12 protein-coding genes are annotated in these 14,783 nt (G+C 65.3%); 5 read left to right on the top strand and 7 right to left on the bottom strand.

Going from position 1 to position 14,783, the window contains the following annotated elements:
* Positions 1 to 227: 227 nt before the first annotated feature.
* Entirely contained in the window at positions 228 to 455 is a 228-nt protein-coding gene (locus AC1DSD_RS11205; RefSeq protein ID WP_478030101.1) for a hypothetical protein, read from the top strand.
* Here AC1DSD_RS11205 and pssA read toward each other — a convergent pair.
* Positions 397 to 1,203: a CDP-diacylglycerol--serine O-phosphatidyltransferase gene (pssA, locus tag AC1DSD_RS11200; protein ID WP_478030100.1), complete on the bottom strand. Its 807-nt coding sequence runs from the start codon at positions 1,201 to 1,203 to the stop codon at positions 397 to 399. The two genes, AC1DSD_RS11205 and pssA, sit on opposite strands and share 59 nt — an antisense overlap.
* Positions 1,200 to 1,919, bottom strand: a complete 720-nt coding sequence (locus AC1DSD_RS11195; RefSeq protein WP_478030099.1) for a phosphatidylserine decarboxylase — start codon at positions 1,917 to 1,919, stop codon at positions 1,200 to 1,202. Before AC1DSD_RS11195 ends, pssA begins: the two co-directional genes overlap by 4 nt.
* Before the next feature lie 143 nt (positions 1,920 to 2,062).
* On the opposite strand from AC1DSD_RS11195, the gene AC1DSD_RS11190 reads away from it, so the two are divergent.
* Both AC1DSD_RS11190 and AC1DSD_RS11185 read left to right on the top strand, forming a co-directional pair.
* The gene (locus AC1DSD_RS11190) at positions 2,063 to 3,283 is read left to right on the top strand and encodes an NADP-dependent isocitrate dehydrogenase (RefSeq protein WP_478030098.1); all 1,221 of its coding nucleotides are present in this window, start codon (positions 2,063 to 2,065) and stop codon (positions 3,281 to 3,283) included.
* A 342-nt stretch (positions 3,284 to 3,625) separates the two neighbouring features.
* Positions 3,626 to 4,669: a substrate-binding domain-containing protein gene (locus AC1DSD_RS11185; RefSeq protein WP_478030097.1), complete on the top strand. Its 1,044-nt coding sequence runs from the start codon at positions 3,626 to 3,628 to the stop codon at positions 4,667 to 4,669.
* Positions 4,670 to 4,744: 75 nt separating this feature from the next.
* On the opposite strand, the gene AC1DSD_RS11180 is transcribed toward AC1DSD_RS11185, so the two are convergent.
* Together AC1DSD_RS11180 and AC1DSD_RS11175 are read right to left on the bottom strand one after the other, a co-directional pair.
* Positions 4,745 to 5,431: a phytanoyl-CoA dioxygenase family protein gene (locus AC1DSD_RS11180; protein WP_478030096.1), complete on the bottom strand. Its 687-nt coding sequence runs from the start codon at positions 5,429 to 5,431 to the stop codon at positions 4,745 to 4,747.
* Positions 5,432 to 6,634 (bottom strand): FAD-dependent oxidoreductase, encoded by a 1,203-nt coding sequence (locus tag AC1DSD_RS11175; protein ID WP_478030095.1) that lies wholly within the window; start codon positions 6,632 to 6,634, stop codon positions 5,432 to 5,434. It abuts the gene before it with no gap.
* A 38-nt stretch (positions 6,635 to 6,672) separates the two neighbouring features.
* Here AC1DSD_RS11175 and AC1DSD_RS11170 point away from each other — a divergent pair, with 38 nt between their 5' ends.
* Positions 6,673 to 8,430: a cation:proton antiporter domain-containing protein gene (locus AC1DSD_RS11170; RefSeq protein WP_478030094.1), complete on the top strand. Its 1,758-nt coding sequence runs from the start codon at positions 6,673 to 6,675 to the stop codon at positions 8,428 to 8,430.
* On the opposite strand, the gene aac(6') is transcribed toward AC1DSD_RS11170, so the two are convergent.
* A complete protein-coding gene (aac(6'), locus tag AC1DSD_RS11165; RefSeq protein ID WP_478030093.1) occupies positions 8,425 to 8,868 on the bottom strand; it encodes an aminoglycoside 6'-N-acetyltransferase in 444 nt (147 codons plus the stop codon). The two genes, AC1DSD_RS11170 and aac(6'), sit on opposite strands and share 6 nt — an antisense overlap.
* Positions 8,868 to 11,513: an alanine--tRNA ligase gene (gene alaS / locus AC1DSD_RS11160; protein ID WP_478030092.1), complete on the bottom strand. Its 2,646-nt coding sequence runs from the start codon at positions 11,511 to 11,513 to the stop codon at positions 8,868 to 8,870. The genes aac(6') and alaS overlap by 1 nt, the downstream gene beginning before the upstream one ends.
* Before the next feature lie 99 nt (positions 11,514 to 11,612).
* Here alaS and AC1DSD_RS11155 point away from each other — a divergent pair, with 99 nt between their 5' ends.
* The gene (locus AC1DSD_RS11155; RefSeq protein WP_478030091.1) at positions 11,613 to 13,289 is read left to right on the top strand and encodes a hypothetical protein; all 1,677 of its coding nucleotides are present in this window, start codon (positions 11,613 to 11,615) and stop codon (positions 13,287 to 13,289) included.
* On the opposite strand, the gene AC1DSD_RS11150 is transcribed toward AC1DSD_RS11155, so the two are convergent.
* On the bottom strand, positions 13,286 to 14,782 hold the full coding sequence (locus tag AC1DSD_RS11150) for a Ppx/GppA phosphatase family protein (protein ID WP_478030090.1): 1,497 nt from the start codon (positions 14,780 to 14,782) through the stop codon (positions 13,286 to 13,288). The genes AC1DSD_RS11155 and AC1DSD_RS11150 overlap by 4 nt on opposite strands.
* Between the last annotated feature and the right edge of the window lies 1 nt (position 14,783).

Here is a 14,783-nt window from a genome sequence, read left to right as displayed (position 1 = left end):
GAGGCGCGGCCCCTAGTCCAAAGTCCCGACAAAGGCAAGCGGCTCAGGCGCACGATCGCTGGACTTGGGTCGGCCCGCACAGTTGTATTCACGCTATGTTCCGATTTTTCGCTTGACGACCGGAACATCAACAGAACATACAGCGATCATCCACAGGACGCGGAACATCTGAATCGCCGGACGGTTGGTTCAACCTGGATCGCGCTCCGTCCAAAGGGGAAGTCGCAATGTTCACGCTCGTTGCTGTCCTGATGTTCGCCGGTGCGCTGGTCGCGGCGGGCGCGACCATTTATTCGACCGTCGTCCCGGCATTGCCCAGCATCCAGGCCGCGCTTGCTGGCAAGGGGCGCGGGTCGATCGTTCCGCCACTGCCGCCGCGTCATGCCGCGACGACGATCAGGGTGACGGTGCGCTCGGTTTCGGCGCAGCCGACATGTTGGCGCGCTGCCGCCTGATTCGGGCATAATTGCGCGCGCTAAACGGGATCAGCCCGAGATAGACCAGGCAGAGCCCAACCAATGTCGGCCATGGGGCAGAAATCAACGCCGCCCCGATCGCGACGATCACGGCCAACGCCTCAAAGCGGATGTTGCGCCTCAGCCTGAGCGAAGACCAGCCATAAGTCGCGATGCTTGAGATCATCAGGAACGCGATAAAGGCCATCCACGGCGCCACCAGCCAAGGTGAGCGCAGCCACTGCTCGCCAGTGATGAACCACAAATAGAGCGGCAGCATCGCGCCGATCGCTCCCGCAGGCGCGGGAATACCGGTCAGATAGCCGGCAGCCTTGCGCGGCTGTTCGGTGGCATCGATCTGGGCGTTGAACCGCGCCAGCCGCAACGCGCAGAACACCGCGAACAGCAAGGCGCAGATCCAGCCGAAGCGCGGCGCGTCGGTTAGCGACCAGAGATAGAGGATCAGCGCCGGAGCTACCCCGAACGAGATGGCGTCGCTGAGCGAGTCGAGCTCGGCGCCGAACCGGCTCGTCCCGCGCAGCATCCGTGCGACCTGCCCGTCAACGCCGTCGAGCACGCTGGCGGCGAGGATCATCACCACCGCCATCTGCCAGTCGCCGGCAATCGCGAAGCGCACGCCCGTCAGCCCCGAACTTAGCGCCAACGCGGTCAGCGCGTTGGGCGTGATCGTCCTGAGCGGCAGGCCCGTGGCCGGCCGTCTCAGCCGTCGCGGACGCGGCGGTTTCACTGGGTCACGCCGCTCATCGTCTCGCCACCGATCCGGCCGATGATCGTCTCGCCCGCGATGGTGCGCTGACCGAGGATCACCTGGCAGCCAGTGTCGGCGGGCAGAAACACATCGACCCGGCTGCCGAAACGGATCAGCCCGATGCGCTGGCCGGGCGCGACCATATCGCCTTCCTTGACGAAGGCGACGATCCGGCGCGCGACGAGGCCGGCGATCTGGGTGAAGCCGATCAACCGGCCGTCCTTGCCCTCGACGACGAGGTGCTGGCGCTCATTCTCTTCGCTCGCTTTGTCGAGGTCGGCGTTGAGGAACTTGCCCGAGATATAGACGACGCGGCGGATGATCCCCTGGATCGGCGTGCGGTTCACATGGACGTCGAACACGCTCATGAAGATCGAGACGCGGATCAGCGGCGCGGTACCCAGGATATCGAGCTCGGCGGGCGGCACCACGGGCTGGATCATCGTCACCAGCCCATCGGCCGGCGCGATCACCAGATTGTCATCGCGCGGCGTGACGCGGATCGGGTCGCGAAAGAAGGCGGCCACGCCCAGCGTCAAGAACGCGAGCGGCCAGAACAGGACTTTCCAGATGACGAGCGACAGCAATGTCGCAACGGCGGCGATGATGACGTAGCGGCGCCCTTCCGGGTGCATTGCCGGAAAGCGCCACTTGACGGTGGTCGTGCCGATTTCCGGCGGATCGAGTGAAGGCATGCGCGCCGTCTAACCGTGTTGCTTGTGCGGTACAATGCGCGGGAAGCAGGTTGGGCTCCACTTGCGACGTTGCGGGTACGGCGCTTGACCCTCCTCCCCGCTTCACCCTAGAGGCCCGACCAAACCCCATCAGGAAAGCGGATATGGCGAAGATCAAGGTGAAGACGCCCGTCGTGGAGATCGACGGCGACGAAATGACGCGGATCATTTGGGAATGGATTCGCGAACGCCTGATCAAGCCCTACCTCGACATCGACCTCGATTATTACGACCTCGGCATCGAGCATCGCGACGCGACCGACGACAAGGTCACCGTCGACAGCGCCAAGGCGATCCAGAAATACGGCGTCGGCGTGAAGTGCGCGACGATCACTCCCGACGAGCAGCGCGTCGAGGAATTCAGCCTCAAGAAGATGTGGAAGTCGCCCAACGGCACGATCCGCAATATCCTGGGCGGCGTCGTGTTCCGCGAGCCGATCGTGATCTCGAACGTGCCGCGCCTGATCCCCGGCTGGACCAAGCCCATCGTGGTCGGCCGTCATGCCTTTGGCGACCAGTATCGCGCGACCGATTTCCGCGTTCCCGGCCCCGGCAAGCTGACCATGACCTGGGTCGGTGACAATGGCGACAAGATCGAGGAGGAAGTGTTCCAATTCCCCTCGTCGGGCGTCGCGATGGGGATGTACAATCTCGACGATTCGATCCGCGATTTCGCCCGCGCCTCGATGCATTACGGCCTCAACCTGAAATGGCCGGTGTATCTGTCGACCAAGAACACCATCCTCAAGGCCTATGACGGCCGCTTCAAGGACCTGTTCCAGGAAGTGTTCGAGGCCGAGTTCGCCGACAAGTTCAAGGAAGCGAACATCACTTACGAGCATCGCCTGATCGACGACATGGTCGCCAGCGCGCTCAAATGGTCGGGCGAGTTCGTCTGGGCCTGCAAGAATTACGACGGCGACGTCCAGTCGGACCAGGTCGCGCAGGGCTTCGGCTCGCTCGGCCTGATGACCTCGGTCCTGCTCTCGCCCGACGGCAAGACGGTGGAGGCCGAAGCAGCGCACGGCACCGTCACGCGCCACTATCGCCAGCACCAGCAGGGCAAGGCGACCTCGACCAATCCGATCGCGTCGATCTTCGCCTGGACCGGCGGTCTGAAATATCGCGGCAAGTTCGACGGCACGCCGGACGTAACCCGCTTCGCCGAGGAACTGGAAAAGGTCTGCATCGAGACCGTCGAGAGCGGCAAGATGACCAAGGACCTGGCGCTGCTGATCGGCCCGGATCAGGCGTGGATGACCACCGAACAGTTCTTCGAAGCGGTCCGCGAGAACCTCGAAACGCGGATGGCGACCTGGGCGTGAGGTGACGCCCAATCCTTCTCCCCTTGTGGGAGAAGGATAGCGAAGCTTGGCGGCGTGCCGCCTAGCGCAGCTTGGATGAGGGGAGCGGCGCTTCAGCGCCGCGCGAGCCTTTGGCTCGCTCCCTTATCCTCCCACTCGGCTCCGCCGAGCGGGCCCCTCCCGCATGACCGACCTGATGCGCCCGTAAGGTGGAGAGGGTTTATATCCCGACTATTTCGCTCGCCGGGAGGCTCCCCTGGCGACGCACACCCCACAAAGCCTGTCACACAGCGGTCACGCCCAAGGCGCAGAACGCGGGCAACGGGATCGCGTTACCTGTCATACAGGTAGCTGGATGGGGGAATGACGATGCGTGGTCGACTTGGTGTATTGGCCTTCGCGGCCTTTCCAGCCCTCGGCCTGGCGTCCTGCGGCAGCGAGTCCGATCCAATCCGGTCAGCGGGATCCTCGACGGTCTATCCCTTCACCAAGGCCGTGTCGGACGCCTTTGTTCAGGCGAAGAGCGGACGGAAGGCGCCCGTCGTTGAATCGACCGGGACCCAGGCCGGGATCATGCGTTTCTGCGAAAGCGCGGGACCCGTTTCCTTCGATATCGCCGACGCCTCGCGCCGGATGAAGCGCGTCGAATTCGAGCGCTGCCAGAAGAACGGCGTGGGAGACATCATCGAGGTCGCGATCGGCCTCGATGGCCTGGCGCTCGCCGAATCGAACCAGGGACCCAAGATCCAGCTGAGCCGCAAACAAATCTATCTCGCGCTGGCGGCAAATCCGATGGGCAAGCCGAACACCGCCAAGACCTGGAAGGACGTCGATCCAAAGCTCCCGGCGATCCCGATCCAGGTGCTGGGCCCACCCACGACCAGCGGCACGCGCGACGCGTTCGTCGAACTGCTTCTCCAACCGGGCTGTTTCGAGGCAGTGCCGACCGCTAAGGCGATGCAGACCTCGGGCGACCCGGCCGACTTCGATCGCATGTGCCGCCAGATCCGCGGCGACGGCGCCTATGTGGTGCAGGGCGAGAACGACAGTCTCATCGTCAAGGGCCTGGAAAGTAATCCAAACGCGCTAGGCCTGTTCGGCTATTCCTACCTCGAACAGAATGCGAGCCGGTTGCGCGGCGTGCCGATCGACGGTGTAACCCCCGACTATGCCGACATCGCCAGCGGCAAATATCCCGGCGTCCGGACACTGTACCTCTACGTCAAGAAGAAGCACCTGAAGCCAAAACCAGAGCTCCAGGCCTTCCTCGACACGTACGCGTCGATGTGGGACCCCAACGGCCCGCTCGCCAAGCGCGGGCTGATCGCAATGTCGGAAAGCGGCCGCAAGCGTTCCGCCAATGCGATCAAGGAGCAATACACGCTGGATTCGTCGCAGCTATTTTGAGCGTTTTACGGACGAGCTTGGAGCGGTTGGTATGGCGCACCGGTGTGTCAGGTCATCTGCGCGTGCCTGACACGCTCAGATTCCCAGCCATTCCAGACCATTAGGCAGGTCCACGGCCGCGAAATCGACCTGCAGCACTCTCCGACGCCGCGGCTCGGCCGCCGTGTCGGACGCGTGCAGGATCGGCGTCGAATACGCCCAGATATCGCCAGTGTCGGCCAGACAGGCGTAAACACCGAGCCGCTCAACCGCAGACGCTATGTTCGCCTCCGGCACGCGGCCGAGGCGATGTGATCCCGGCGCGATAAGCAATGGCGCGTTGGCCGCCGATACCGCGTCGAGATGAATGCGGATCGTCATCATCCGCTCGAGCAGGTCGATCGGCGGCGCGACGTGCAACAGTCCCGCTTTTACCGTCCACGGACCATAGCCCACGACCTCGACCCGGTCCCGAACGACGATCGTCCGGTCCTGATGCCAGCCGAGCGCCCAGTTCGCCGAAGCCGATTTGTCGAACAGGATCATCCTGACCGGCCGACTTGCTTTGCCAATATGCCGAGCGACAAGAGCGCCGATCGCACCGTTCGAGGCCAGTAGGTCATCAAGCGCCGATATCCCCGTCAACCGGACGCCGGCTTTATCGTTCGGCTGTCCGGCAAGTGCGGTCTCGATTGCCATCAGATGCGGGGAAGCGACGCCTTGCCAATACTCCGCCCCGTCGCTGCGCAAAGTCAGCACGCGATCTACCGGTCGCGAGGCCATTCAGCGATTAGCCTCAGGCGACCGAACGTGCTCGGGCCGAAATCCCATCCCAATCACTTGTGCCGGAATACGCCGCAACAGCGGGATGCGATCGAGCAGCTTCGCCGCCAGCGGCGGCCCCTCAAGCAGTTCGGTGCTGGCGAGCAATGGCGCGATGATCGTGTCTTGCACCATTCGCTGCATTCCCTGGGTCAGTTTGACCGCGCGGATGCGACGGTCGTGCACCTTGTGGAGCAGCGGGTTGGGATCGTCGCCTGTCGACATCGGCCCGGCCAGGATGTTCGCGGTGGCGACCGCGTCCTGCACCGCCAGGTTGATGCCGACGCCACCGATCGGTGACATTGCGTGGGCAGCATCGCCGATCACCAGCAAGCCCGGACGATCCCATTTCTCCAGGCGGTCGACGGTGACGGTGAGCAGCTTGACGTCGTCCCAACTCGACACGCCCTCATCAATCGTCGCCGTTTCGGGGCCGACCGCGCGGACGCGGGCGCGAAAGGCATCCAGCCCCTCGCCCCGGATTTTTTCCGCGCCGCCCTTAGCGAACACGAAGGCGCATTGATAATAATCGCCGCGGTCGATCAGCACGAACAACGTGCCGGTGTCGAACACGCCCATCGTCGCGTTCTCGGGCTGGGCCACCTTGGGGATGCGAAACCAGAATACGTCCATCGGCGCGCCGATCACTGTTGTTGGCAATCCGTCGCGATGCCGCGAATCGCGGCCGTCGGCGGCAATGGTGAGACGCGCGCGGATTTCCTCGCCATCGTGCGTCCTGACGCCGCGAACCTGTCCATCCTGCTCGATCAATTCGGCGCCTTCGCAACTCTGGCGCAATTTAAAGGTCGGATAGCGCCGCGCGACATCGGCGACGAAATCGAGGAAATCCCATTGCGGCATCAGCGCGACATAGGGTGTCGGGACGTGGAGATGCGTCAGGTCGACGATCTGCATGTCGCGACCGGCGATCCGTGCGCTCAGCCGCTCGATCTTCTGATGCGGGCGCTGGAGCAACTCGTCGAGCAGGCCGAGTTCGCTGAAGATGCGCAAGGTCGATGGATGAACCGTGTCGCCACGAAAATCGCGCAGGAAGTCCTTGTGCTTTTCGAGCACGATCGTCTTCAGCCCGGCGCGCGCGAACAGCAATCCGGCCACCATTCCCGCCGGCCCGCCGCCGATAATGCAGATATCTGTTTCAGTCATGACCTGACAAACTCCCTTCGGCCTGCTTTGATGCCGGCATGGCGATTGGTCTCGACAATAAAGGGTTCAGCGATGCGCTGGTGATACTCGGCGCCGCAGGCATCGTGATCCCGGCGTTCGCGCGGTTCAAGGTCAGTCCGGTGATCGGGTTCATCCTCGTCGGCATGCTGGTCGGTCCCGCTGGCCTGGGCGCGTTGGTCGGACAACAGCCGTGGCTCTATCACATCACCATCTCCGACCCGCATGCGATCGAGCCGTTCGCGGAGTTCGGCATCACGTTGTTGCTGTTCTCGATCGGGCTCGAGCTCTCGCTGAAAAGGCTCTGGGCGATGCGCGGCGCGGTGTTCGGGATTGGCGCCGCCGAATTGCTGGGCTGTGCCGCGGTGATCGGCGTGGCGTTGCTGGTCACCGGAAATCCCTGGGGAGCGGGTCTGGGCCTTGGCCTGGCGTTGGCGCTGTCGTCGACGGCGCTGGTGCTGCCGATCGCAGGGACGACCAGTCCGGTGGGTCGAATCGCCTTCGCGATGTTGTTGTTCGAGGATCTGGCGCTGGTGCCGATCATCTTCGGCCTGGGCGCGATGGGCGGGCGCGGCGGAGACATTGTCAGCGTCCTGGCCTGGGGTGCTGTGGCGATCGCAGCGATTTTCCTGTTTGGCCGGTTCGTGCTGCCGCGGCTGTTCGCCCAGGCCGCACGGACCAAGAGCCCCGAGCTCTTCCTGGCGATCTCGCTCTTGGTCGTGATCGTCGCGAGCCTCGCCACCACCGCCGCCGGCCTGTCGCCGATCGTCGGGGCGCTGCTGGCGGGCGTGCTGATCGCCGAAACCGAATATCATAACGAAGTCGAGGTCATTACCGCGCCGTTCAAGGGGCTTGCCCTCGGCGTGTTCCTGATCACTGTCGGGATGAGCCTGAGCCTCGACACGCTGATCGATCATTGGGGCGATTTCGTGCTGGCCTTGCTCGGCGTGGTCGCGGCCAAGTCGATCGTCACCTTCGCTTTGCTCAAACTGTCCAAGGCGCGCAACGGCGTCGCCGCCGAAACCAGCCTCCTGATGTCGAGCCCATCCGAGACGACGTTGATCGTGCTCGGCACGGCCGCCGGTGCCGGGCTCATCGCACCACAGGATGCGGCCTTCTGGCAGACGGTTACCGCGCTCGGGCTGACGATCACGCCGGCGCTTGCCGAGATCGGCCGCCTGGTATCACGCCGTCTGGAAGCGCGCGAGCGCCTCGCGCCCGACCTCCAGCTGGCCGAAGAAGGACCAGGCACGGTGGTGATCGGCTTCGGGCGCGTCGGCCGGATGGTCGCCGACATGCTGCGCGAGCATAACCAACCCTATATCGCGGTCGAGGCCGACATCGATGCGGTCAATGCGGCCCGGCACGAAGGCTATACCGTGCTGTTCGGCGACGTATCGCGCGGCGAGCTGGTCGATCGCCTCAATCTCGGCCGTGCCAAGGCGCTGGTGCTGACGATGGACGATCCGGTGCTGACGGCGCGATTGACCAAGCGCGTGCGCGGATGGGTTCCCGGCCTGACGATCGTCGCCCGCGCTCGCGATGCGTCCCATGCCGCGGAGCTGTATCGGGCGGGCGTCACCGACGCCGTGCCCGAAACGCTCGAGAGCTCGTTGCAATTGTCAGAGGCGGTGCTGGTCGAACTGGGCGTCGCAATGGGCCCCGTGATCGCCTCGATCCACGAAAAGCGCGACGAATTGCGCAAGTCGATCAAGGAAGAAGCTGGGCTCGATCGCGAGCCGCGGCTGCGGCGCGTCAGGAGGCCCGACCCCTCATAACGGCTTGCTGAAGCACACCACCCGCTCCTGCTCGGCAAAACCGATCGCGCGGTGGAAGGCGTGGCTGTCGAGATTGTCGATCAGCGCATCCGAGGCGAATTCGGTGCAGCCTTTGGCGCGGCCCCAATCGGCCACTGCCTCAACCAGGGCCGCGGCGACGCCCCGCTTGCGGTGATCCGGCGCGACGAAAATGCCTTCGAGGAACACCACTGGCGAGGTTGAGGTGCCGTTGACATAATCATGGCGCAGCGTCGCTTCGGCGAACCCGATCACGGCACCGTCATCGCTACGCGCGACGATGTTGAACTGCTCCGGATCGGCGGCCGCCAGCCATTCGGCTGCCTGCTTGTCGAGGGCCTCCTCATCAGGCCATAAAGCGACGCGCAACGGAACCCAGCCCGCCAGCGCCTCCGCCGAAACGGGCTCGATCCGCAGCATCAGCCAGCCAGCGCCGCCCGGATCGCCGCGACAGCCTCTTCACCCTTGCTGCCGTCGGGGCCGCCGCCCTGCGCCATGTCGGGACGGCCGCCGCCGCCCTGGCCGCCCAGCACCTCGACCGCCTTGCGCAGCAGATCGACCGCGTTGAAGCGGCCGGTCAGGTCGTCGGTCACGCCGACCGCGATCGAGGCGCGGCCGTCATTGACCGCGACCAGCACGGCCACGCCAGATCCGATCCGCGCCTTGGTCTCGTCGACCGCGCCGCGTAGCCCCTTGGCCTCCAACCCCTCGACCACCTGGCCAACAAAGTTGATGCCGTTCACCTGTTCGGGCCCAGCCGGGGCAGCGCCGCCCCCGCCGCCCAGCGCCAGCGCCTTCTTCGCATCGGCCAATTCGCGCTCCAGCCGACGACGGTCCTCGACCAGCGCCGCGACACGTGCCGGCACTTCATCGGGTGTGGCCTTGAGCACGGCGGCCGTCTCACGCAGCTTTTCGTCGCGGCTGGCGAGATAGGCGCGCGCCGCTTCGCCGGTCAGCGCCTCGACGCGGCGAACGCCCGACGACACCGCGCCCTCGCTCACCAGCTTGAACAGCCCGATATCGCCGGTCGCATTGACATGCGTGCCGCCGCACAATTCGAGGCTGTAGATCTTCTGCCCGTCGCGGCCCATCGACACGACGCGGACCTCGTCGCCATATTTCTCACCGAACAGCGCCATCGCGCCCTCCTCGATCGCCTCTTCAGGAGTCATCAAGCGCGTCGAGACGGCGTCGTTCTGGCGGATATAGGCATTCACATCGGCCTCGACCTCGGCCAGCCGCGCCGGATCGATCGCGGTCGGTTGCGAGAAATCGAAGCGCAGGCGTTCGGGCGCGACCAGCGATCCCTTTTGCGCGACATGCGTGCCGAGCCGCTCGCGCAACGCCGCGTGAAGCAAATGGGTCGCCGAATGGTTGGCGCGGATCGCGTTGCGGCGCTCGCCGTCGACCACAAGGTGGATGGCATCGCCGATCGCGATTTCACCCGCTTCGACCTTGGTGCGATGCGCCCAGAGCCGACCGAGATGCTTCTGCGTGTCGAACACGCGGCCCTTCAGCCCCTTGTCGTTGGTCGCGATCCCGGCATCGCCGACCTGACCGCCGCTTTCAGCGTAGAACGGCGTCTGGTTGAGCACGATGTCGACGTCGTCGCCGGCAACGGCCTTGTCGACGCGCGCCCCGTCCTTGATCAAGGCGACGACCTCGCCCTCGCCTTCCTCCGACGTGTAGCCGATGAACTCGGTGCCGCCCTTTTCCTCGACGAGATCGTACCAGAGCTCATCCGACGCCTTTTCGCCCGACCCCTTCCAGGCGGCACGCGCGGCGCGCTTCTGCTCGGCCATCGCGGCGTCGAAGGCTTCGCGGTCGACCTGCAGGCCCTGCGCGCGGAGAGCGTCCTCGGTCAGGTCGTAGGGGAAGCCGAACGTGTCGTAGAGCTTGAACGCGGTCTCGCCCGACAAGGTCGAGCCCGTCGTCATCCCGGCGGTCGCTTCGTCGAGCAGCTTGAGCCCCTTGTCGAGCGTCCGCCGGAATTGCTTTTCTTCCTGCTGCAGCGTCGCTTCGATCAGCGGCTGGGCCCGGACCAGTTCGGGATAAGCGGCGCCCATCTCGGCAACCAGCGCCGGCACCAGCCGGTGCATCAGCGGATCCTTCGCCCCAAGCAGATGCGCATGCCGCATCGCGCGGCGCATGATGCGGCGGAGGACATAGCCGCGACCTTCATTGGCCGGCAGCACGCCGTCGGCGACCAGGAAACCCGACGAGCGCAAATGATCAGCGATCACGCGATGGCTCGCCATCTGCTCACCGACCGCTTTGGTGTGGGTCAGCGCCTCGGACGCGGCGATCAGTGCCTTGAACGTGTCGGTGTCGTAATTGTCGTGCACGCCCTGCAGCACCGCGGCGACGCGCTCGAGTCCCATGCCGGTGTCGATCGACGGCTTGGGCAGATTGCCGACGATCTCATTGGCTTCCTGCTCGAACTGCATGAACACCAAATTCCAGATCTCGACGAAGCGATCGCCATCCTCGTCCGGCGATCCCGGCGGGCCGCCGGGAATATGGTCGCCATGGTCGAAGAAGATTTCCGAACACGGACCGCACGGGCCGTTGTCGCCCATCGCCCAGAAATTGTCCTTGGTCGCGATCCGGATGATCCGCTCCTCGGGCAGGCCGGCGATCTTCTTCCACAGATCGAACGCCTCATCGTCGGTATGATAGACGGTGACGGTCAGCCGGTCGGGATCGATTCCCCATTCCTTCGTCAGCAGCCCCCAGGCGAGCGTGATCGCGCGCTCCTTGAAATAATCGCCGAACGAGAAATTGCCGAGCATCTCGAAAAAGGTGTGGTGGCGCGCGGTATAGCCGACATTGTCGAGATCGTTGTGTTTGCCGCCGGCGCGGACGCATTTCTGGCTCGACGTCGCGGTCGAATAAGGCCGCGATTCCAGGCCGGTGAAGACATTCTTGAATGGCACCATGCCTGCATTGACGAACATCAGCGTCGGGTCGTTCTGCGGCACCAATGGCGCCGATTGCACGGCGGTATGGCCGTTGGCGGCGAAGTAGTCGAGAAAGCTGCGGCGGATGTCGTTGGTCGAGGTCATGGCCGCGACTTAGGCGAGCCTCGTGCGCTACTCAAGCCGATGGTGTGCGGACGAGAACGGGGATATCATGCGCAGGCGTTCCGATTGGGGAAATGGACGATGCGCCTCTCGCTCCTGGCCTTACCGCTGCTCGCGCTGATCCCGGCATCCGTTGGCGAAGCGACGATGCGGCCGAGCGCCGCCGACTTGCTCGCCAGCATCCCGATTTGTGGAGACGAGTTGCCGGTCGGCGCGACCCCTCAACTCTATCCCGGGTACGGCAAGGGCGGTTTCCCGATCTCTACCGCCAATACGCGCGCGCAGGCATTCTTCGACAACGGCATGCAGCTTGCCCATGCCTTCGCGCACGGCGCGGCCAGCGCCGCCTTTGCGGAGGCGGCCAAGCTCGATCCGAAGTGCGCGATGTGCGAATGGGGGGCTGCGTGGAGCGACGGGCCGACGATCAATTTCCCGATCGGCGCCGAGCAACAGAAAGCAGCGCTCGCCAAGGTGCTTACGGCCGAGAAGCTGCTGACGCCGCAATCGCCGAAGCTTGAGCGCGATCTGATCGCCGCGCTCAAGCTTCGCTATGTGGAAGGCGGCGGCAAGGGCGCGGGAGACCTCGCCTTCGCGAAAGCGATGGATGCGCTGACTTTGCGGTATCCGCAGGACGACGAGATCGCGACGATCGCGGCCGATGCGTGGATGATCCCGACGGCACTGACCAGCGGCACCGCCAATCTGCCGCGTGCCGTGGCGCTGCTCGAGGGCGTGCTCAGGCGCAGCCCGGACTACACGCCCGCGATCCACTTCTACATCCATGCCACCGAGATGAGCGGTTTCCCCAAGCGTGCGGAACCCTATGCCGACAAGCTTGGCAGGCTGGCGCCGGCGTCGAGTCATCTGATCCACATGCCATCGCACACTTTCTATTGGGTCGGCCGCTATCAGGATGCCGCCGACGTGAACGTCACCGCGGTCGACCTCGGCCAAAGCGACGCGCGGATCGCAGGACTGATCAAGCCCGGCCAGGTCTGGATGCTCCCCTATCACGGCCATAACGTGCAGTACGGAGTCGGCGGCGCGCTGATCTCGGGCGACGGCAAAGCGGCGCTCGCGCTGAGCGATCCGCTGATCGCGGCGACCGCCAACCTGCCCGATCCCGGCAATCTGTTCCTCCAGATGGGAGTCGGCACCGCCTATTTCGCCGAAGGCCGCTTCGCCGACCCGGCCAAGGTGCTGGCCCTGGCCGATCCCGGCGAGAAACAAGCCTATGTCCGGCAATATTGGCTTTATGCGCGCGGCGAAGCGCAGGCCCGACTGGGCAATGCCGCGGGCGTGCGCGCCGAACGCGCCAAGATCAGCTTGCCGCCGCTTCCCGCCAAGCCGGACGATCTGGCCTATCAATCCCGGCAACTCGTGCGGATCGCGCAGCTCGTGCTCGATGGCCGCGCGGCGATGATCGACAAGCGGCCCGATGTGGCGGCACGCGCCTATCTCGCCGCCGCCAAGCTCGACGAAGCGCGATTGATGAAGACGCTGAGCGATCCGCCGGCCTGGTGGTACCCGGTGCGCCGCAGCTACGCCGCCGCGTTGCTCGCGCAAGGCAAGCCGCGCGCGGCCCTCAAACAGGCATCGCGCGTCCTGGCGCGGCGATCGAACGATCCGGTCGCGCTGTCCATTCGCGCAGACGCCGAGGAGGCGCTGGGCATGAAGGATGCGGCGGCGGCCGATCGGGCGGCGGCGCTGCGCGATTGGCGAGGCGATAAGGCGCAATTAGCGCCCGCGCTGGCCTAGCTCGTCAGCAGCGGCGTGCGGTCGCAGATGGCGGCAAGCGCCGCGTGGCGCTTCTGCACCGCCTCGCCGTAAAGCGCGATATCGTCCGGCGCGAGATGCAAGATCAGCGCCGAGCCGTCCTCGCCCAGTTTCGAACGCTCCAACGGTCCGGCAACACCGCCCGACAGGCGCTGTCCCAGGCGCATCGCCAATCCCCATTGCGCGGCGCGCCTGAGGTCTTGCACCGGCGCTAGCACATTGAGCGGTTCGGGCGTGCCGGCGCCGCCGCCTAGCGACGTCCATAGCGCCTGCGCGATCAGCGCGCGGCCGCGCCCATCGACCGCCACCCAATTACCGTGGAGCGCGATCTCGACACCGCGTTCGGCGCGGAATTCGGGATTGGCGTGCCAGCCGACATCGGCAAGCAGGCAGGCGGCGCGGCGCAACCGCTCCATCGCCGGCGCATCCTGAAACAACGGCGAGATCCAGCGGTCGAGCAAGTCGCCATGTTCGGGGAAACGGCCGAGCCGCCTCCCCTCCTCGCGCGTGGCGACGATCAGCGGATCCTGCAGGCGCGTTTCGGCATCGAGCGCTTCGTAGAGCAATCCTTCGCGCAGCCCGAAGCTGGAGACGATCGTGCGATCGCTCTTGAGGTGGCGAAGCAGCGCGGCGAGTAGCGCCGCCGCGTCGTTAAGCATCGGCGCGCGCTGCGACGAGATCCCCGGTACGGCTTTGAGCGTTCCCTTGCCGCTGTGGCTGACGCTGCGCACCAGCCGGCCGATCGTCGCGGGCGACATGGCATAATGCTGGATGACGGGCAGCGGATAACGCCGCAGGTTCATGTCGAGCCGCGCGAGGCTACGCCATGACCCGCCGACCAGATAGAGCGGCAGACCCTTGCCCTTGCCCGACCAACCGGCCTGATCGACCAGCTTGGCGACGCGGCGATCGATCATTCCCTTGCCCTTGGCACGGAGCGCCGCGATGCGCAGCACGCCGAGGGGGAATGATACGCGATCGCGAATTTCGCCTTTCTTGACGCGCACAAGTTCCAGGCTGCCGCCTCCAAGGTCGCCGACGATCCCATCAGCGTCGGGAATGGCGGACAGCACGCCCATCCCGGCCGCGGTGGCTTCCTGTTCGCCCGACAGCAATTCGACCGGAAGCCCGATCCGCGCCGCGGCATCGAGCAGGATGTGTCCGTTGGAAGCGTCGCGCACGGCGGCGGTGGCCACCGTCCTCAGGCTTTCGACTTCCATCTCACGGGCCAGCGCAGAAAAACGTTCGAGCGCTTCGATCGCGAGCTCCAAGCCCTGCGGAGCCAATTGCCCGGTTTCCCCGAGCCCCCGCCCCAGCCCCGCCATGACTTTCTCGTTGAACAATGGTGCGGGCAGCCGTGGCGGCCCCTGATAGACGACCAGACGGATAGAGTTCGACCCGATGTCGATGATGCCCGTGCGGGGCGGCGACGCCGCCGATTCGGACCTCGGCTTGCGGAACAGAAGGGTGGCCACG

The sequence above is a fragment of the Sphingomonas sp. P4_D12 genome (genome assembly GCF_056401895.1).
Note: the sequence above shows the minus strand (reverse complement) of the source record. Positions and strands in the feature narration are given on the sequence as shown.